The organism is Bradyrhizobium sp. USDA 3364, from assembly GCF_054056355.1.
The window spans coordinates 3,516,510-3,533,512 of sequence record NZ_JBSRYG010000002.1 but is presented as its reverse complement, the minus strand read 5'-3'; the positions used below and the strand labels follow the sequence as shown (position 1 = coordinate 3,533,512).

Annotated in this window: 17 protein-coding genes; 10 read left to right on the top strand and 7 right to left on the bottom strand. The window is 65.9% G+C overall.

Features of this window, described 5'->3' with window-relative positions; all coding sequences use genetic code 11:
* Positions 1-12: 12 nt before the first annotated feature.
* Genes ACVILL_RS16555 through ACVILL_RS16545 form a run of 3 tightly spaced genes read right to left on the bottom strand, consistent with a single transcriptional unit; the run spans position 13 to position 1,545 of the window.
* Positions 13-606 (bottom strand): TlpA family protein disulfide reductase, encoded by a 594-nt coding sequence (locus ACVILL_RS16555; RefSeq protein WP_456730028.1) that lies wholly within the window; start codon positions 604-606, stop codon positions 13-15.
* Positions 607-638: 32 nt separating this feature from the next.
* Positions 639-1,142, bottom strand: coding sequence for a DsrE family protein (locus tag ACVILL_RS16550; protein WP_456730027.1), 504 nt, complete (start codon positions 1,140-1,142; stop codon positions 639-641).
* Positions 1,143-1,152: 10 nt separating this feature from the next.
* Positions 1,153-1,545: a DoxX family protein gene (locus ACVILL_RS16545; RefSeq protein ID WP_456730026.1), complete on the bottom strand. Its 393-nt coding sequence runs from the start codon at positions 1,543-1,545 to the stop codon at positions 1,153-1,155.
* A gap of 134 nt (positions 1,546-1,679) precedes the next feature.
* Here ACVILL_RS16545 and ACVILL_RS16540 point away from each other — a divergent pair, with 134 nt between their 5' ends.
* The 5 genes from ACVILL_RS16540 to ACVILL_RS16520 all read left to right on the top strand — a co-directional run bounded on the left by ACVILL_RS16540 (position 1,680) and on the right by ACVILL_RS16520 (position 5,661).
* On the top strand, positions 1,680-2,150 hold the full coding sequence (locus tag ACVILL_RS16540) for a winged helix-turn-helix transcriptional regulator (protein WP_456730025.1): 471 nt from the start codon (positions 1,680-1,682) through the stop codon (positions 2,148-2,150).
* A gap of 284 nt (positions 2,151-2,434) precedes the next feature.
* Positions 2,435-3,859: a metalloprotease TldD gene (gene tldD, locus ACVILL_RS16535; protein ID WP_456730024.1), complete on the top strand. Its 1,425-nt coding sequence runs from the start codon at positions 2,435-2,437 to the stop codon at positions 3,857-3,859.
* Complete coding sequence (gene lepB / locus ACVILL_RS16530) at positions 3,859-4,629, top strand: signal peptidase I (protein WP_456730023.1); 771 nt, start codon at positions 3,859-3,861, stop codon at positions 4,627-4,629. Before tldD ends, lepB begins: the two co-directional genes overlap by 1 nt.
* Positions 4,630-4,639: 10 nt before the next feature.
* Positions 4,640-4,984 (top strand): MmcQ/YjbR family DNA-binding protein, encoded by a 345-nt coding sequence (locus ACVILL_RS16525; RefSeq protein ID WP_456730022.1) that lies wholly within the window; start codon positions 4,640-4,642, stop codon positions 4,982-4,984.
* Positions 4,985-5,094: 110 nt separating this feature from the next.
* The gene (locus ACVILL_RS16520; RefSeq protein ID WP_456730021.1) at positions 5,095-5,661 is read left to right on the top strand and encodes a nucleotidyltransferase family protein; all 567 of its coding nucleotides are present in this window, start codon (positions 5,095-5,097) and stop codon (positions 5,659-5,661) included.
* A gap of 125 nt (positions 5,662-5,786) precedes the next feature.
* Here the strand turns inward: ACVILL_RS16520 and ACVILL_RS16515 are convergent, their stop codons facing one another.
* The 3 genes from ACVILL_RS16515 to ACVILL_RS16505 all read right to left on the bottom strand — a co-directional run bounded on the left by ACVILL_RS16515 (position 5,787) and on the right by ACVILL_RS16505 (position 8,485).
* Positions 5,787-6,341 carry a PAN domain-containing protein gene (locus ACVILL_RS16515; protein ID WP_456730020.1) on the bottom strand — a complete coding sequence of 185 codons (555 nt, stop codon included), beginning with the start codon at positions 6,339-6,341 and terminating at the stop codon, positions 5,787-5,789.
* Between the two features lie 155 nt (positions 6,342-6,496).
* On the bottom strand, positions 6,497-7,867 hold the full coding sequence (locus ACVILL_RS16510; protein ID WP_456730019.1) for a glutamate--cysteine ligase: 1,371 nt from the start codon (positions 7,865-7,867) through the stop codon (positions 6,497-6,499).
* A 93-nt stretch (positions 7,868-7,960) separates the two neighbouring features.
* Positions 7,961-8,485, bottom strand: a complete 525-nt coding sequence (locus tag ACVILL_RS16505; RefSeq protein WP_456730018.1) for a MarR family winged helix-turn-helix transcriptional regulator — start codon at positions 8,483-8,485, stop codon at positions 7,961-7,963.
* A gap of 129 nt (positions 8,486-8,614) precedes the next feature.
* Between ACVILL_RS16505 and gstA the strand changes: the two genes are divergently transcribed.
* The 5 genes from gstA (at position 8,615) to ACVILL_RS16480 (ending at position 14,407) form a co-directional block, all read left to right on the top strand.
* Positions 8,615-9,232, top strand: a complete 618-nt coding sequence (gene gstA / locus ACVILL_RS16500; RefSeq protein ID WP_456730017.1) for a glutathione transferase GstA — start codon at positions 8,615-8,617, stop codon at positions 9,230-9,232.
* 256 nt (positions 9,233-9,488) lie between these two features.
* A complete protein-coding gene (locus ACVILL_RS16495; protein WP_456730016.1) occupies positions 9,489-10,739 on the top strand; it encodes a hypothetical protein in 1,251 nt (416 codons plus the stop codon).
* Between the two features lie 98 nt (positions 10,740-10,837).
* Positions 10,838-12,628, top strand: a complete 1,791-nt coding sequence (locus tag ACVILL_RS16490) for a type I secretion system permease/ATPase (RefSeq protein WP_456730015.1) — start codon at positions 10,838-10,840, stop codon at positions 12,626-12,628.
* The gene (locus tag ACVILL_RS16485) at positions 12,621-13,913 is read left to right on the top strand and encodes an HlyD family type I secretion periplasmic adaptor subunit (protein WP_456730014.1); all 1,293 of its coding nucleotides are present in this window, start codon (positions 12,621-12,623) and stop codon (positions 13,911-13,913) included. The genes ACVILL_RS16490 and ACVILL_RS16485 overlap by 8 nt, the downstream gene beginning before the upstream one ends.
* 194 nt (positions 13,914-14,107) lie before the next feature.
* The gene (locus ACVILL_RS16480) at positions 14,108-14,407 is read left to right on the top strand and encodes a hypothetical protein (RefSeq protein ID WP_456730013.1); all 300 of its coding nucleotides are present in this window, start codon (positions 14,108-14,110) and stop codon (positions 14,405-14,407) included.
* A gap of 364 nt (positions 14,408-14,771) precedes the next feature.
* On the opposite strand, the gene ACVILL_RS16475 is transcribed toward ACVILL_RS16480, so the two are convergent.
* Positions 14,772-16,985 carry a 3-hydroxyacyl-CoA dehydrogenase NAD-binding domain-containing protein gene (locus ACVILL_RS16475; RefSeq protein ID WP_456730012.1) on the bottom strand — a complete coding sequence of 738 codons (2,214 nt, stop codon included), beginning with the start codon at positions 16,983-16,985 and terminating at the stop codon, positions 14,772-14,774.
* Positions 16,986-17,003 lie beyond the last annotated feature (18 nt).

The window sequence follows — 17,003 nt, the reverse complement described above, 5'->3', positions numbered from 1 at the left end:
GGCAAATCCGGCTCAGCGCCCCCCACCCGCATAATAATCGAACAACCCGCTCGCGTCGGCGGACAGCCAATCCGCTTCGCCGGTCAGGTAGCCCTCGACCTGCCCGGTGACGCCGATCAGGAACGAGATCGGCATGCCATAGAGCGCAAACGGCGTATCGACCTCGGCGGCATCGACGCGCGAGACGAGGCCGCCCGGATCGAAGCCGATCGCGAGACGGCGGAGCTTGAGCTGCTTGACGTAGGGCGCCACCAGCACGCGGTTGCGATCGGTGCTGACGGCGACCACAGCAAGGTCGCTGCGGCCACCGTTGGCGAGCCGGTCCAGCATCGGCAACTCGGTGCGGCACGCCGCACACCAGGTGGCCCAGAAGTTCACCAGCACCAGTCTGCCCTTGAACGCGGTGAGATCGATCGCGCCGCCGGCGAGCGCGGGGATCGCGACCGCCGGCACCGGGCGGGCGCCTTGAACCAGCGTGAACTGATGCCGGATGGTGCCGAATTGCGGCGGCCCCGACCCGGCACATGCCGGCATCGCGAGCGAAGCGCCGGCGCCGATCAGGCCGGCGACGACGGTGCGGCGGGTTGGTGCTCGGGCTGACGTCATGGATTCTCCGCCTGGCTTGATCGCTGCATCGCTCACGACCGGATGTAGGACCAGCCGGCTTCCTGCAATTCGATGATGCGCCCGGGCCCGTTCGGCACCAGGTCGACATTGTCGAGCAGGACGAGCTGATGGCCCTCGGCGCGCTCCATGCCGAGCTTGGTGGCTTCGCAGACCACGAAGCGAATGTCGGGCGTGAGCCCCCGCACCGCCCGCAACAGGTCCTTCACCGGCGAGGTATCGGCGCGCAGCATGTGGACGCCGGCATTATAGGCGACGACCTCGATCTCGAACGGCTCGTTGCGCTCCCGGTAATGTTTCGGGAGATTGAGCGCGGTCGAGATCAGCGCCCGCATCGTGGTCGGATCGTCTGAGTTGATCGGCAGCACCACGTGGTGCACGCGCGGCTCGGGCTTCTTTGGTTCAGGTTTGGAGACCGCCGAGACCGAGCCGGTGAGCAGCAAGGTCACGGCGAACGGCACCGCGAAGGCGAGCGCGAGCCCCGCGGCCAGCGTCAGGATGCGGCGAGACAGGCGCATCGCGACCGCCTCACGGCGCACTCGCAAGCAAGGCGAACTGGCCGCGCTTGGCGTAGGCGACGATCGCGCTCAACGTCAGCAGCACGAGGGCCGGCACCGGCGAGCCGCCGATTACGAACAGATGGCTGATGGTCGCGCCGACCATGATGCAGCTCAGCAGCACGCCGCCGAAGGCAGCGACCGGGGGCAGCAGGATCAGGAGCGCGCCGAGCAGCTCCAGCGATCCCGTGAAATAGCGAAACCATTGGCCGAGCCCGATATGCTCGAATTCCTCGACCAGCATCGGCACGCCGTAAAACTTGGCGGCACCCGCGACGGCAAAGGCCAGCGCAAGCAGTCCCCTGACGATCCAGAGGCTGACGGATTTCCAGCGCGACGGCGCCGCGGCAACAGCAACTGACATGGATGACTCCCCAATTGTTCGAACCGACCGGACCGTGCGGCCCCGCCCCTTCGGCGGCAGGACCCGCGGCTTTCGATGGGCTAAATTCGGGAGTAAGATGAAAAGAACAAGTAGGATGCTTTTTGTGAGGTAGTATGAAAAAACTGACTATTGAGCCTCCAGAGCCTCCGGCGGCATCCGAGCCGTGCAACGGCGACCTGTCGGCGCAATTTCATCGGGCGCTTTCGGTGCTGGCCGGGAAATGGAAGGGCGACATCCTCTGGCAGCTGGTCGACCGCAAGCGGCGATTCGGCGAATTGCGGCAGGCGATCCCCGGCGTCACCCAGCACATGCTGACCACGCAGCTGCGCGACCTGGAGGCCAACGGCCTCGTCAAGCGCACGGTCTATCCCGAAGTGCCGCCGCGGGTTGAGTATGAGATGACGCCGTCAGCCAAGGCGCTCAAGCCGGTGTTCGACGAGCTGTACCGCTGGGCGCAGGAGCATGGTTTTCCGACCTCGGCGCAGGGGGCGGCTGACCACGCCGCGCATCCGAAGCCTGAGCCGTCGAGCGATGGCGGCGCGCCGGAAAGCCAGCCGCAGAAGGCGGGTCGGCGCACCGGCTGATGACGACAAGGTGAGGATTGCGAGCGGCTGCCGTGATCGACGTCCCTGTCGCAGGCACTCCCGGTTTGCCACCCCAAGCACTATGTTTGACGATCGCCGTCCAGGCCCGAACCGGGACCGGCACAGGTTTCCGGGTTGTAAGATGAGTTTTCCGCTCGTCTCTGCTTCAATCCCCGAGAAGTCCCTGCTGCGGGTTCCGCACTGGCAATCAGTTGCGCTTCGGGCAAGGATGGCAAGGAATCGCCCAAGGAATCGCCAAGACATCGCATTGCGTTGGAGTGACCATGACCAATCCTGCCACGACCTCCCTGCTCGACCGCGCCAATCTGGACCGCGATGCCGTCCGCCGCGAGGTGGCGCGCGGGCTTGAAGGTGCCGACGACGGCGAGTTGTTCCTGGAGTTCGGGCAGACCGAGGCGCTGGTGTTCGACAACGGCCGGCTGAAGCAGGCGACCTATGACACCTCGCAGGGCTTTGGCCTGCGCGCGGTCAAGGACGACGCGGTCGGCTATGCGCATTCCTCCGACGTCTCGATCTCGGCGCTGATCCGCGCCGCGGACGCGGTCGCGGCGGTGCGCGGCGGCTATGCCGGCACCTTCTCCGCGGCGCCGGCCCACACCAATGTCAAACTCTATGGCGACGAGAACCCGCTGGACGGACCGGCGTTCGAGGCAAAAGTAAAGCTGCTCGGCGAGATCGACGCCTATGTCAGAGACAAGGACCCGCGGGTGCGGCAGGTCTCGGCCAGCCTCACCGCGACCTGGCAGGTGGTCGAAATCCTGCGGCCCGACGGCGAGAGCTATCGCGACATCCGCCCTCTGGTGCGCGTCAACATCACCGTGGTCGCCGGCCAGGGCGACCGGCAGGAGAGCGGCAGCAAGGGCTATGGCGGCCGCGAGGGCTATGCGCGCTTCATCGAAACCAAGGCCTGGCGCGACGCCGCCGACGGCGCGCTGCGCGAGGCGCTGGTCAATCTCGAATCGGTGCCGGCACCCGCCGGCGAGATGGACGTGGTGTTAGGAGCCGGCTGGCCCGGCGTGATGCTGCATGAGGCCGTCGGCCATGGGCTGGAAGGCGACTTCAACCGCAAGCAGACGTCCGCTTTCGCAGGATTGATGGGCCGGCAGGTCGCCGCCAAGGGCGTCACCGTGGTCGACGACGGCACCATGGCGGCGCGCCGTGGTTCTCTTTCCATCGACGACGAGGGCACGCCGACCAACCGCACCGTGCTGATCGAGGACGGCATTTTGGTCGGCTACATGCAGGACCGCCAGAACGCCCGGCTGATGGGCATGAAGCCGACCGGCAATGGACGCCGCCAGAGCTATGCCCATGTGCCGATGCCGCGCATGACCAACACCTACATGCTGTCCGGCGACCGCGACCCGGCCGAGATCATCGCTTCGGTGAAGAACGGCATGTACGCCGCCAATTTCGGCGGCGGCCAGGTCGACATCACCTCCGGCAAATACGTGTTCCAGTGCACCGAGGCCTACAAGATCGAGAACGGCAAGCTCGGTGCGCCGCTGAAGGGCGCCATGCTGATCGGCAACGGGCCGACCGATCTCCACAGGATCACCATGATCGGCAACGATCTTGCGCTGGATACGGGAATCGGCACCTGCGGCAAGAACGGTCAGGGTGTGCCGGTTGGCGTCGGCCAGCCGACGCTCAGAATGGAACGGATTACGGTCGGAGGAACAGGCTAGTGAGCAGCGGAAACGAAGTCGTGGCGGCCAAGACGACCAGTTGGCGCGGACAGGCCGTGCAACTGGCGGCGATCGTGGCCGTCGTGTTCCTGGCCAAGGGCGCGATCGCCGAGCCGTTCTACGTGCCGTCGGGCTCGATGGAGCCGACGCTCCTGATCGGCGATGCACTGGTCGCCTCGAAATATCCCTATGGCTACGGCGCGGCTTCGCTGCCGATCCAGATTACGTTGCCGGAAACCGGCCGCGTGTTCGGCGAGACGCCGAAGCGCGGCGACGTGGTCGTATTCCGCTGGCCGGGCGACCGCTCGCAGGCTTGGGTCAAGCGCGTGGTCGGGCTGCCCGGCGATCGCATCCAGATGCGGCAGGGCCAGCTCTTCATCAACGATCATCCGGCGGCGCTGAAGCCCGACGGCACCGGCTTTGCCGAAGACGATCGCGGCGGCGGCGAGGATGCCTACCGCTATGTCGAGACGCTGCCGAACGGGGTCAGCCACGCGATCTTCAAGATCCGCAACAACGGCCGGCTCGACAACACCGACGAGGTGACGGTGCCGCCCGGCAAGCTGTTCGTGCTCGGCGACAACAGGGATAACTCCGCCGACAGCCGCGTGCCGGTGCGCGACGGCGGCGTTGGCCTGCTGCCGATCGACAATCTGATCGGCCGCGCCGACGCGGTGGTCGGCTCCTGGGACATGGGTATCCGCAGCCAGCCGGTCTGGACCTGGCTCTCCGGTTTCCGCCTCGCGCGTTTCTTCACCTCGGTGCAGTGAGCTTGCCAACGTGACCTTCGACGACGTCAGGACCCTGGTGCTGGCGTGGCCGGAGGTCGAGGACGGCACATCCTACGGCACCCCGGCGCTGAAGGTACGCAAGAAGATGCTGGTACGGCTCAAGGAGGACGGTGACAGCCTGGTGGTGCCGGGCGTGCCGCCCGACGAGCGCGACATGCTGGTCGAGAGCCAGCCGAAGGTGTTCTATTTCACCGACCACTACCGCGATTACCCGACCGTACTGATCCGCCTGTCGAAAGCCAAACGCGCGACCATCGAGCCGCTGCTGCGCCGGCACTGGCGAACGCTGGCCTCGAAGAAGGCGGTCCGGGAATATGACGCGACGATGGCATGACCCTCATCCGTCATTGCGAGCGTAGCGAAGCAATCCATGTCACGGCATAACGGGTCGATAGATTGCTTCGTTGCTTCGCTCCTCGCAATGACGGGGAGAGATATGGAAGTATGACCCAGGACGAATTCCTCGCTGCGGCGCTGCGCGCCCCGGTCAATCGAGCGATCACCGACGAGCTGCACCGCCTCGGTTTGCCCGATGCCTGGCTGGTGGCCGGCTGCCTGGTGCAGACCGTGTGGAACGTGCTGTCCGACCGGCCACTCGATCACGGCATCAGCGACTACGACATCTTCTATTTCGACCCGGACACGTCATGGGGGGCCGAGGACATCGTGATCCGCGACCTCAAGGCGCGGCTCGGCCATCTCGGGGTCGCGATCGAGGCGCGCAACCAGGCCCGCGTCCATCTCTGGTATCCCGGCAAGCACGGCCTGCCCTACCCGGCGCTGTCGCGGTCGACCGACGGCATCGATCGCTTCCTCAGCGCGAACGTGCAGGTCGGCATCCGTCGTAACGCCACAGGCTACGACGTCTATGCGCCAAGCGGCTTTGACGATGTCAGCGGCATGATCGTGCGGCCGAACCGGACCGCGAATTTTTCGGCGGTGAATTATGCGACGAAGGCCGCGCGCTGGAAGGCGCTGTGGCCGGAGATCACGGTCCTGCCGGCAGAGTGAGCTTTCATCAATGTCATTCCGGGATGGTGCTAGCACCAGACCTCAGATGCGCAATCGCGCATCGGGGAATCTCGAGATTCCGGGTTCGATGCTGCGCATCGCCCCGGAATGACGCGCCTTGCGCGTCACCGCACCACGCCCGACGTGAATCCTGCTTTCCGCCGCGGCGGCTTGATCTCTTTCTTCAGGAAGCAGTGCGCGTCGCGGCCGGCATAGCCAGGCCGGGCGTAGGTCCAGGCGCGGCACTTGTTGTCGGCGGTGCAGGCGGCCTGGCAGGCCTCGTCGCCGTCGCTGCTCTTGAGTTCGAAATTCTTGTAATCGCCGCCGAGGCGGTCGATCGAGGTTTCGATGGCGCCGTTGCGCGGCTCGACCACGCCCGCGCCGCGCACTCCCGAGACGCAGCAAGTGTCCGGCACCCGCGGCGGCACGGTGCTCTTCAGCCAGCACACCGCGCCGTTGCTGACGTCGGTCGGATAGCTGAACGTCCACGCGCGGCAGCGGCGGTCGCGCTCGCAGGTGAGCGCGCAATCGGCGGGATCGCCTGATGTCACCGGCGCGTTCAGATAGTCGCCGCCGGGACGGTCGAAATTGGTCTGCGCCAATGCCGGACGCGCGGCGACCGCGGCCGCAAGGACCGCAAACATCACCGCACACGCCCTAAAGAGGCGACCTATCCCCATGAGATTGCTTTCAAATTCGCGCAGCCCCGCGCGTTTTGCGGGGCGTCATTTGAACGCCATGAACCTGTACGGCTGATGAACGGCGCTTGGTGCGGCAGGTGCGATGCCACCGCCGTCCGTGCGCGTTCCCCGCAAGGATCCGGGCTGAGCGCAAATTAGAAGGCGTACTCCTGATAGGCCGGGTCCACCGAGCCCTTCCAGGCGCCGTTGAACTTCTCGAGCATCTCTTCCGCCGGCGAGCGGCCGGTCTCGATGATGCGCTCGAGCGGTTCGAGGAAACGGCTCTCGTCGCGTCCGAGATGATCGATCCGGCCGCGCCGACGCAATCCGGCATGCGACAGGATCAGGCACTCCTTGGCGATCTCGAACAGATAGCGATCCTTGATCCGCGCCTTGAAGCCGAAACGCGGCACGTCGTCACGCAACGCCTGCCGCTCCGGCGCGGTCCAGTGCCGGACGATGTCCCAGGCGGCATCGAGGCTGTCATGGTCGTAGAGCAGGCCGACCCAGAACGCCGGCAGCGCCGGCAGCCGGCCCCACGGCACGCCGTCGGCGCCGCGCATTTCGAGGTAACGCTTCAGCCGGACCTCGGGGAAGATGGTCGAGAGATGATTGGCCCAGTCCGACAAGGTCGGCCGCTCGCCGGGCAAGACGGCATTCTTGCCGGCGAAGAAATCGCGGAACGACGAGCCGGAGACGTCGACATAGTCATCGCCGCGCTTGACGAAATACATCGGAACGTCGAGCGCGTAATCGACATAGCGCTCGAAGCCCATGCCGTCCTCGAACGCGAACGGAATCATGCCGCTTCGCGCGTTGTCGGTGTCGCGCCAGATCTCGGAGCGGAACGACAGGAAGCCGTTGGGCTTGCCTTCGGTGAACGGCGAATTGGCGAACAGCGCGGTCGCGATCGGCTGCAACGCCACCGACACCCGCAGCTTCTTCACCATGTCGGCTTCGGAGGAGAAGTCGAGATTGGTCTGCACCGTGCAGGTCCGGTACATCATGTCGAGGCCGTATTTGCCGACCTTCGGCATGTAGTTGGACATGATCTTGTAGCGGCCCTTGGGCATCGGTGGGATCTGCGCCCGCGACCAGGACGGCGTCATGCCGAGACCGAGGAAGCCGATGCCGAGCGGGGTTGCGATCTCCCGCACCTGCGCCAGATGCGCCATCAATTCCGATTGGGTCTGATGCACGGTTTCGACCGGCGCGCCCGACAGTTCGAACTGCCCGCCCGGCTCGAGCGAGATCGCGCCGCCGCCGGTGACGTCATAGAGCCCGATGATGTTGCCGCGCTCCATGATCGGCTCCCAGCCGAGCAAGAGCTTCATGCCTTCGAGCAGCGCGCCGATGCCCTTGGCGCCCTCATAGGGCACGGGCTGATGGCCTTCGAGCGTGAACGGCGTCTTCTCGTGCTCGGTGCCGATCCGGAATTCGGACTCGGGCTTCACACCGGCTTCAATCCACGCCACGAGTTCGTCGCGCGATTGCAGCGGCGTCATGTCGATCTGGTCACGCGCCATAGAAAATCCAACTCAAGGGCGCTTCGATCGAAGGCGCGCGGTGGCAGGGACATCCGTGGGCCGCAACGGCCGCGGATGATGGGATCAGGAATATCATCGGGCAGGCACGCCGTCTCGCACCGGCGCGGCCTTGGTATCGTTCTTCGCATCGACCTTGGTATCGGTCTTGCCGTCACCGCAGGAGCAGCCGAGACGGTCGAGCAGGCCGCACAGCCTGGCCGCGTCGGCATCGGACAATTTCGAGCCGACATGCTTGTCGATCGCAGCGGAATAGGCGCTCCACATCTTCTTCTGGAGCTCGCGGCCGGCCTCGGTGATCTCGACGAACTGGCCGCGCTTGTCGATCTTGCATTCGCGCCGGGCGGCAAGCCCCTCGTCGACCAGCTTGTCGATCAGCCGCGACGTCGAATATTGCGGGATCAGCATCTGACGCTCGAGCTCGACCGGGCGCAGCTCGCCCGACGGCGCGCGCGACAGCTCGAGCAAAGCGTCATACCAGGCGAGCGGCGGAAAGCCGGCCTTCTTCAGGTCGTGCTCGACACAGTCCAGCACCCGGCTCGGCACCCGCATCAGGCGGATCCAGGCGGCCGTCGCCTCGCTCGATAGCTTGCGTTTCATGGTCTAGTCCATAGGTCCCGGAACCGAGTGTACCGCACTGAATGCATCTGCATCAATCTTGACTATTTCATGCAGGCGCATGTAGGCAATCCCTCTCCGGACGCCAAGAACAAGGGAAGGAATACCCCCATGAAGCTCTATTACTCCCCCGGTGCCTGCTCCCTCTCCCCCCACATCGCCCTGCTCGAAGCCGGCCTGCCCTACGACCTGGTCAAGGTCGACCTGCGCGCCAAGAAGCTCGAAAACGGCGACGATTTCCTGCAAGTCAACCCGAAGGGCCAGGTGCCCACGCTGGCGCTGGATACCGGCGAGATGGTCACCGAAGGCCCGATCATCATCCAGATGATCGCCGACCGGGTCGCCGACAAGAATCTGGCGCCGGCCCGCGATTCCAACGAACGCTACAAGCTGCTCGAATGGCTGAACTACATCACGACCGAGCTGCACAAGAATCTCGGCCCGATGTTCTCGCCGGTGCTCGCCGACGACGCCAAGGCCTTCTTCAAGGACCGCGCCATGGGCAAGTTCAAGTATGTCGAGAGCCAGCTCGCCGGACGCGAATACCTGATGGGCAACCAGTTCACGGTCGCCGACGGCTACCTCTTCACCATGATGATGTGGGCGCAGGACCGGCTCGGCTTCGACTTCTCCGGCCTGCCGAACGTGACCGCCTACAAGGCCCGCGTCGCGGCGCGCCCGAAGGTGCAGGAAGCGCTGAAGAAGGAAGGCCTGCTGAAGGCGGCCTGAGCTCTCGCGCCGGTTTCATGAGACCTGAAAGGGCCGGATCGAGATCCGGCCCTTTTGTCTGCGCGGCCGGCAGCGCGGCGGCACGAGGACAGACCGTCTCCGGCGGACTCGCGCCTCTCCTCTAATTTTCAGCAGTTTGTCGCCTTCCGCGTAAGGGTGCTTTCGCCATGCCGCGAACACCGCGCCGGGGGTCCGGCAACTATTCCCCCGATCGGGCGTAGCCGGAATGCTGCCTCACCCAGCGGGAGATGCGCCTATGAGTAGCTCTCTATCCAGCAACGCTGCCGACCGGATGGTCGAGGTTCTGGCGGGCTCGACCGCGCTGCTCGCAAACCCCACCGGCGGCCTCGCCGATCTTCCGCCGTCGCTGGCATCTGTTCTGCCTGACGACGGTCCGGCCGATACGGCGGCCAGTCAGCCGGCCAACGGCCTGATCGCCCCTCTGGCGGTCCTGTTGCCGGCGGCGAATCTCCTGGAGAGTGCGACGTCCCTGCTCGGCGATGGCGCTGCCGGCGCGGCCGGTTCCGATTTGCCGCTGGCCGGGGGCTTGCTGTACACCGCCGATCTGCCGGTGGCCGGCGATTTGTTGAACGCGGTGTTGCCCGCCGAACCGGGCCCGGCACCGGCGCTCTCGCCCTCGGGCGGAACGCTGCAACCGGTGCCCGATACCGCCGGTACCGCCGTGGGCGGGATGCATTCCGCAGCCGACCTCCTCTCCCAGGCGACCGCCCTGCCCGATGCGCTGCATGGCGTCACCAATCTCGGGCAGGCGCTCAACCTCGGCAGCATCAGCGCAAGCGGCACCGGCGGCGGCCATGCCAATCTGGGCGCCGACATCGTGGACGTGCCGGGACAGCTCCTCGCCGGCAATCTCGGCGAGACCATCGCGCATCTCGGCGCCGACATTTCCGACGTCGTCCATGCCGTCTCGGGGCTGGCGAATACCGTCGTCTCCGAGATCGATGGTCTGCTGAGCCCGGTATCCGGGCTGGTCAACCAGCTCAGCCATGGCGTTCTCGGTAACGGGCTTCTCGGTAACGGCCTGCTCAATCCCGGCGGCGACGCCGCAAACGGCGGCGGGTTGCTGGGCGGCCTCACCGGCGGCTCCAGCGGCAGCCATGGGGCCGGCGTCACTATTGGCCCGCTGCAATCGAGCGGAGCGACGCTCGACATCCTCGCGGCGCCGACGTCAGGCGATCACCATGCCGCCGACATCAACGCCGTCGACACCGGCCAGAGCGGGCCGCATCTGCTCGACCTCGGCGCCCTGACCGGCACGCACGGGCTCAACATTCCGAACCTCGGCGGCGTCGGCGCCGACGGACTGGCCGGCAATCTGCTCGGCAGCCTCAACCTCAATCTGCTCGGCGACAGCAGCACCTCCGGACACGCCGCGAGCGCGCCGGTGTCCGCGCCGGTCGATCTCGGCGCGATCGCGCATGATCTGCTCTCGCCGCTCACACATGGTCACGGCATCCTTGATGCGCACGGCACACATATCCTCTGAGGTTGCCGCAAACCGGCGGAAGCGCGGGCGCGCCGCGCCTCCGCAACTCCCTCTCCATGTCCAATGGGCATCACAGGCTTGAACATCCGCGGGGCGCGATGATCGGTCAGGGCAAACGCTTCTCCTCACTGCCGGTTGAAATCCGGGATGCGATCACGGCCGTGCGCGGCGCGCTGGTCGCGGTGGCGATGGCGAGCGGCCTCGTCAATCTCTTGATGCTGGTCGGCCCGGTCTTCATGCTGCAGACCTACGACCGCGTGCTGCCGAGCCGCAGCATCGCGACCCTGGTCGGCCTGCTCGTGATCGCACTGGTGCTGCTCGTCGTGCAGGCCGGCGTCGACGTGCTGCGCAGCCGGCTCTTGGCGCGCATCGCCGAGATTTTCGACGAGACCATCCGCGGCGCCGTGTTCGACAGCGTGCAGCATGATGCGCTCAGCCGGCCGAACGGCGACGGCCTGCAGATCATGCGCGACCTCGACACGATCAGGGGCTTCATCGCCGGCAGCGGCCTGGTCGCGATCTTCGACCTGCCATGGACCCCGCTCTACATCATCGTCTGTACGTTGTTTCATCCGCTGATGGGGCTGGCGGTGGCCGGCGGCGCGGTCGCGCTGGCGCTGATCACGGTCGCCGCCGAGCTGTTCACGCGTGCACCGACCCGTTCGCTGGTGGCGCTTGCCTCGTCGCGGCGGCAGATGGCGGAGACCGCATTCCACCACGCGCCGGTCGTGCACGCGCTCGGCATGCAGCAGCGGATGTCCGAATTGTGGTCGGAGCGCACGCAGGCCTATCTCAACGCCCAGCGCGTGACCTCCGACCTGACCGGCACGTTCGGCAGCGCCTCGCGCTTCCTGCGCATGATCCTGCAATCCGGCGTGCTGGCGCTCGGCGCCTGGCTCGTGATCAACCAGCAGGCGACCGCCGGCGTGATGCTGGCCGCCACCATTCTCTCCATTCGCGCGCTGGCACCGATCGAGCTTGCGATCGCCAACTGGCGCGGCTTCATCGCGGTCCGCGCCAGCTTCGGCCGGCTTGCCGAAGCGTTGACCGCAGTGCCATCGCGGCTGGCCTTCACCCCGTTGCCGGCGCCGAACAGCGAGGTTCGCGTCACCTCGATCAGCCTGACCGCACCGGCGAGCGACGCGGTGGTGCTGCACGAAGTGAGCTTCGCGCTGCACGCCGGCAACGCGGTCGCAGTGGTCGGCCCGAGCGGCTCCGGCAAATCGACCCTGGCGCGCGCGCTGGTCGGCGTCGGCGCGCCGGTGCGCGGCGTGATCCGGATCGACGGCGCTACGCTCTCGCAATGGGATCCGCTCGCGCTCGGCCCGTCGCTCGGCTACCTGCCGCAGGACGTCGCCCTGTTCCGCGGCACGGTGGCGCAGAACATCTGCCGCTTCGCCGCTGTGCCCGACGCCGGCAAATTGCTCGCCGCCGCGCGCGAGGCCGGTGTGCATGAGCTGATCCTCCGGCTGCCGGATGGCTACGAGACCGAAGTCGGCGACGGCGGCCTGATGCTGTCGGGCGGCCAGCGGCAGCGTATCGCGCTGGCCCGCGCGCTCTATGGCGATCCGTTCCTGGTCGTGCTCGACGAGCCGAACTCGAACCTCGATGCCGAGGGCGAACGCGCGCTGATCCTCGCCATCGCGCGGGTGCGCGCCCGCGGCGGCATCGTGGTCGTGATCGCGCACCGGCCGGCCGTGCTGCAAGCGGTCGATCACATGCTGGTGCTGAACGAAGGACGCATGCAGGTGTTCGGCACGACCGCCTCGGTGCTGCCGCTGCTGGCGCCGAAGGCGGCACAGCCCGCGCCGGCCGCAGCCGCAGGGCCTGAACCAGTCGCGGTGCGGCGCAAGCGCAAGAAGGAAGCGGAGCCCCGGCAAGATGCCTAGCGCCCGGCAGTCGGTCCGTCAGCACATCCTGGCGGTCGCCATGGCCGCGGCATTCCTCGTTGCCAGCATCGGCATCATGGGTGCCGCCACCAAAATGTCGGGCGCGATCATCTCGCAAGGGTCGCTGGTGGTCGAATCCAGCGTCAAGAAGGTGCAGCATCCGTCCGGCGGCGTCGCCAAGAAGCTGCTGGTCGAGGACGGCAGCCGCGTCGCGAAGAATGATCTGTTGATCCTGATGGACGAGACGGTGGCGCAGGCCAATCTCACCGCAGTGACCAAGAGCCTGTGGGAGCTCGAGGCGCGCCGGGCGCGGCTGCAGGCCGAGCGCGACGGAGACGCCGAGACCGCATTCCCCGACAGCGTTGCCTCGCTCAGCGATCCCTCAGCGCAGGCTGTCGTCTCGGGCGAGCGCCGGTTCTTCCAGCTGCGCAAGGACGCCAACGAAGGGCAGAAGCAGCAATTGAAGGAGCAGATCGCGCAGCTCAAGGAGCAGATCAGCGGCATGCAGGACCAGTTGAACGCCAAGAAGCAGGAAGCCGACCTGATCGCCAACGAATTGACCGGCGTGCAGCAGCTCTGGGAGCAGCGCCTGGTCTCGCTGTCGCGGCTCAGTGCGCTGCAGCGCGATTCGGCACGGCTGCTCGGCGAGCGCGGCCAGCTCACCGCGTCGATCGCGCAGGCCAGGGGCAAGATCTCGGAGACCGAGCTGAAAATCCTGCAGGTCGATCAGGATTTCCGCTCTGGCGTCGCCAAGGAGCTGGCGGACATCCGGGCCAAATATGCCGATACGATCGAGAAGCAGGTCACCGCGAAGGACCAGACCGAGAAGCTCGAGATCCGCGCGCCGCAGGCCGGCGTCGTACACGACCTCACCATCCACACCCAGGGCGGCGTCATCGCGGCCGGCGAAACCATCATGACCATCGTGCCCGACCGGGACAACCTGATCGTGGAAACTCATGTTGCGCCGCAGGATATCGATCAGGTCAAGCTGGCCGCTTCGGCGGTCCTGCGCTTCACCAACTTCAACCAGCGCACCACGCCCGAGATCGAGGGCGAGGTCAGCCGGATCGGCGCGGACGTCTCCCGCGACGACAAGACGGCCCCGACCTACTTCCTTGTACGCATTGCGATTCCGCCGTCGGAGCTGAACAAGCTCGCGACCACGCATCTGCTGCCGGGCATGCCGGTCGAGGTCTTCATCCCGACCAGCGAACGGACGGTGCTGTCATATCTAATTAAGCCGCTGGCCGACCAGGTGCACCGCGCCTTCAGGGAGAAATGAGCGGTGCAAAGTTTCGATGCGTGCTGGAACAAATCAAATTTAATCCGCATTTTACCAATTAAGACTAAGTCCGTGTACTTCCGGCTGAGGGCGTTGACGTCCTTGTTCGTGCGATCCGACTGACCGACTATGACCTGCGGCGCGCCCTCCGCTCCAACTGGTCTGAAAATGTGACAATCGCCTTGACGCTTTTATTGACCAGCACGCTCGCCGGGCTGGCAACCGGTTTGTACTTTCGGGTTTGGACATTGATGCTGGTGTCACCGCTGATCGCGGTGCTGGCAGCGATCGTGCTCCAATCCGGCGGCTTTACTTTTGCCACCGGTGCTCCAATCGTCGTCGCCTGCCTCGCCGTCAACCAGATCGCCTACCTCACCGGCGGCATGCTGACGCTGGAGAATGACGGCTCAATGGCGGAAGAAACCGACGGCATTCCAGGCCGCGGCCGCGAGCACGAGATCCACGGCCAGAAGGATTACCAGGCCGGCCCATAACGGACCCTTGCCGCGCAAGCGCAGCGGATCCATGCGTCGCGGCGGCTTGCCAGCGGTCTCACCGCCCCCGTCCTTGAGCACAGAACGCATTGCACCACACTCCAGCCTGATCATCGCCTTGCCGATCGTCCTGGCGATCGACCAGCAAGAGTGATGCCAGCAGCATGGTGTCAGTTGGGAGCAAGCGTGGCGGGACTTTGACCGGCGTGACCGTCACGCAACGGGAACAAGTCGGATCGATGACCGAGCCATTTGGTTTCGTCATTGCGAGCGGAGCGAAGCAATCCAGTCCTCAGCCTGCTGAGGCAGGATTGCTTCGTCGCTTCACTCCTCGCAATGACGCGGCCGGAGACTACTCCGCCGGCTACGCCGCCTGCTTCTTCGGCGGGAAGCGGCCGTAGAAGGTTTCGCCCTTGGCCGCCATCTCCTCGAGCAATTTCGGCGGCGTGAAGCGCGAGCCATACTTCTTTTCGAAGGCGTGGCAGAGCTCGACGAACTTCTTCGTGCCCATGAAGTCGATATAGGACAGCGCACCGCCGGTGAACGGCGCGAAACCGAAGCCGAGGATCGAGCCGACATCAGCCTCGCGCACGTCGGTGATGACGTGGTCCTCGACGGTGCGCGCGGCTTCCACCGCCTGCACCACCAGGAAGCGCTGCTTCAGTTCCTCGACGCTGAGCGTGTCGGGATCGAGCTGCTTCGGCTGCAGGCTGGCGAGCCCCGGCCACAAGCTCTTCTGACCCTTGCCCTTCTCGGGATAGTCGTAGAAGCCCTTGCCGTTCTTGCGGCCGTAGCGGCCCTGCTTCTCGACCATCTCGACCATCAGCTTCTTCTGCGCCTGGTCGATCGCGTTGGGACCAAGATCGGCCTCGGTCGCCTTGGTGATCTTCAGCCCGAGATCGAGCGCGACCTCATCCTGCAGCGACAACGGCCCGACCGGCATGCCCGCCATCTTGGCGGTGTTCTCGATCATCGCCGGCGGCACGCCTTCGAGCAGCATCTCGTTGCCCTCGGAGATGTAGCGCATCACGCAGCGGTTGGCGAAGAAGCCGCGGGAATCGTTCACCACGATCGGCGTCTTGCCGATCGCGCGGACATAGTCGAGCGCGGTCGCGAGCGCGACATCGCCGGTGTTCTTGCCGAGGATGATCTCGACCAGCATCATCTTCTCAACCGGCGAGAAGAAGTGGATGCCGATGAACTTGCCCTGGTCCTTGAACTCCTCGGCCAGCGAATTGATCGGCAAAGTCGAGGTGTTGGAGGCGAAGATTGCACCCGGCTTCAAGATCGGCTGCGCCTTCGCATAGGTATCCGCCTTGACCTTGCGGTCCTCGAACACGGCCTCGATGACGAGGTCGCAATCCGCGATCACGCTGTAGTCTGATGTTGCCGAGATCCGCGCCAGGATGGCGTCGGCGGCCTCCTGCTTCATGCGTCCCTTGGCGATCAGGCCGTCGACCACGGTCTTGGCGTGGCCCTTGCCCTTGTCGGCGCTTTCCTGGTCGCGATCGACCAGCACGACGTCGATGCCGGCCTGCGCCGAGACGTAGCCGACGCTGGCGCCCATGAAGCCAGCGCCGATCACGGCGAGCTTCTTGACCTTGGTCGGCGGCACATTGGCCGGGCGGCGCGCGCCCTTGTTCAGCTCCTGCATCGACAGGAACAGCGAGCGGATCATCGCCGCCGCTTCCTTCGAGCGCAGCACCTTGGTGAAGTAACGCGACTCGACGCGCAGCGCGGCGTCGATCGGCAACTGCAGGCCTTCATAGACGCAGCTCATGATGGCGCGCGCGGCCGGGTAATTGTCGTAGGTCTCGCGGCGATAGATCGCGTTGCCGGCCGGGAACATCTGCATGCCCATCTTGGAGAAGACGGGGCCGCCGGGCAGCCTGAAGCTCTTCTCGTCCCACGGCGCGACCGCCTTGCCGCCGCCCTTGATCCAGTCCTTCGCTGACTTGATCAGATCGGACGCGGGCACCACGGCGTGAATCAGATTGAGCGCCTTGGCGCGGGTCAGATTGACCGCCTCGCCCTTGAGCAGCAATTGCATCGCGTCCTGCGGCGACACCAGGCGCGGCACGCGCTGGGTGCCCCCGGCGCCGGGGAACAGGCCGACCTTGATCTCGGGCAGGCCGAGCCGGGTCTTCGGGTTCTCGGCCGCGACGCGGTAGTGGCAGGCCAGAGTGATTTCGAAGCCGCCGCCGAGCGCAAGGCCGTTGATCGCGGCGACCCACGGCTTGCCGGAGGTCTCGATCGCGCGGAACGACAGCGACATCTGGCGGCTCTGCTCGAACAGCATCTGGTTCGCGGCTTCCTCGCCCTTCTCCTTGAAGAGCTGCGCGTAAGCGCGGTTCATGCCCTCGAGCATCGAGAGGTCGGCGCCGGCGCAGAACGCTTCCTTGGCCGAGGTGATCACGACGCCCTTGATCGCGGGATCGCCGGTCGTCTGCTTGATGATCTCGCCGATCTCCTGGGTGGAGACCTCGTCGAACACGTTCATCGAGCGGCCCGGGATATCCCAGGTAACGAGCGCAATGCCGTCGGCGTCGACGTCGAACTTGAAATTCTTGTAAGCCATGTTGCTCGCTCCCTCGCC

What these genes read in the sequence shown, in the direction of transcription:
- ACVILL_RS16555 (WP_456730028.1), bottom strand. Translation starts at nt 606, where the DNA reads ATGACGTCAGCCCGAGCACCAACCCGCCGCACCGTCGTCGCCGGCCTG.
- ACVILL_RS16550 (WP_456730027.1), bottom strand. Translation starts at nt 1,142, where the DNA reads ATGCGCCTGTCTCGCCGCATCCTGACGCTGGCCGCGGGGCTCGCGCTC.
- ACVILL_RS16545 (WP_456730026.1), bottom strand. Translation starts at nt 1,545, where the DNA reads ATGTCAGTTGCTGTTGCCGCGGCGCCGTCGCGCTGGAAATCCGTCAGC.
- ACVILL_RS16540 (WP_456730025.1), top strand. Translation starts at nt 1,680, where the DNA reads ATGAAAAAACTGACTATTGAGCCTCCAGAGCCTCCGGCGGCATCCGAG.
- tldD (WP_456730024.1), top strand. Translation starts at nt 2,435, where the DNA reads ATGACCAATCCTGCCACGACCTCCCTGCTCGACCGCGCCAATCTGGAC.
- ACVILL_RS16520 (WP_456730021.1), top strand. Translation starts at nt 5,095, where the DNA reads ATGACCCAGGACGAATTCCTCGCTGCGGCGCTGCGCGCCCCGGTCAAT.
- ACVILL_RS16515 (WP_456730020.1), bottom strand. Translation starts at nt 6,341, where the DNA reads ATGGGGATAGGTCGCCTCTTTAGGGCGTGTGCGGTGATGTTTGCGGTC.
- ACVILL_RS16510 (WP_456730019.1), bottom strand. Translation starts at nt 7,867, where the DNA reads ATGGCGCGTGACCAGATCGACATGACGCCGCTGCAATCGCGCGACGAA.
- ACVILL_RS16505 (WP_456730018.1), bottom strand. Translation starts at nt 8,485, where the DNA reads ATGAAACGCAAGCTATCGAGCGAGGCGACGGCCGCCTGGATCCGCCTG.
- gstA (WP_456730017.1), top strand. Translation starts at nt 8,615, where the DNA reads ATGAAGCTCTATTACTCCCCCGGTGCCTGCTCCCTCTCCCCCCACATC.
- ACVILL_RS16495 (WP_456730016.1), top strand. Translation starts at nt 9,489, where the DNA reads ATGAGTAGCTCTCTATCCAGCAACGCTGCCGACCGGATGGTCGAGGTT.
- ACVILL_RS16490 (WP_456730015.1), top strand. Translation starts at nt 10,838, where the DNA reads ATGATCGGTCAGGGCAAACGCTTCTCCTCACTGCCGGTTGAAATCCGG.
- ACVILL_RS16485 (WP_456730014.1), top strand. Translation starts at nt 12,621, where the DNA reads ATGCCTAGCGCCCGGCAGTCGGTCCGTCAGCACATCCTGGCGGTCGCC.
- ACVILL_RS16475 (WP_456730012.1), bottom strand. Translation starts at nt 16,985, where the DNA reads ATGGCTTACAAGAATTTCAAGTTCGACGTCGACGCCGACGGCATTGCG.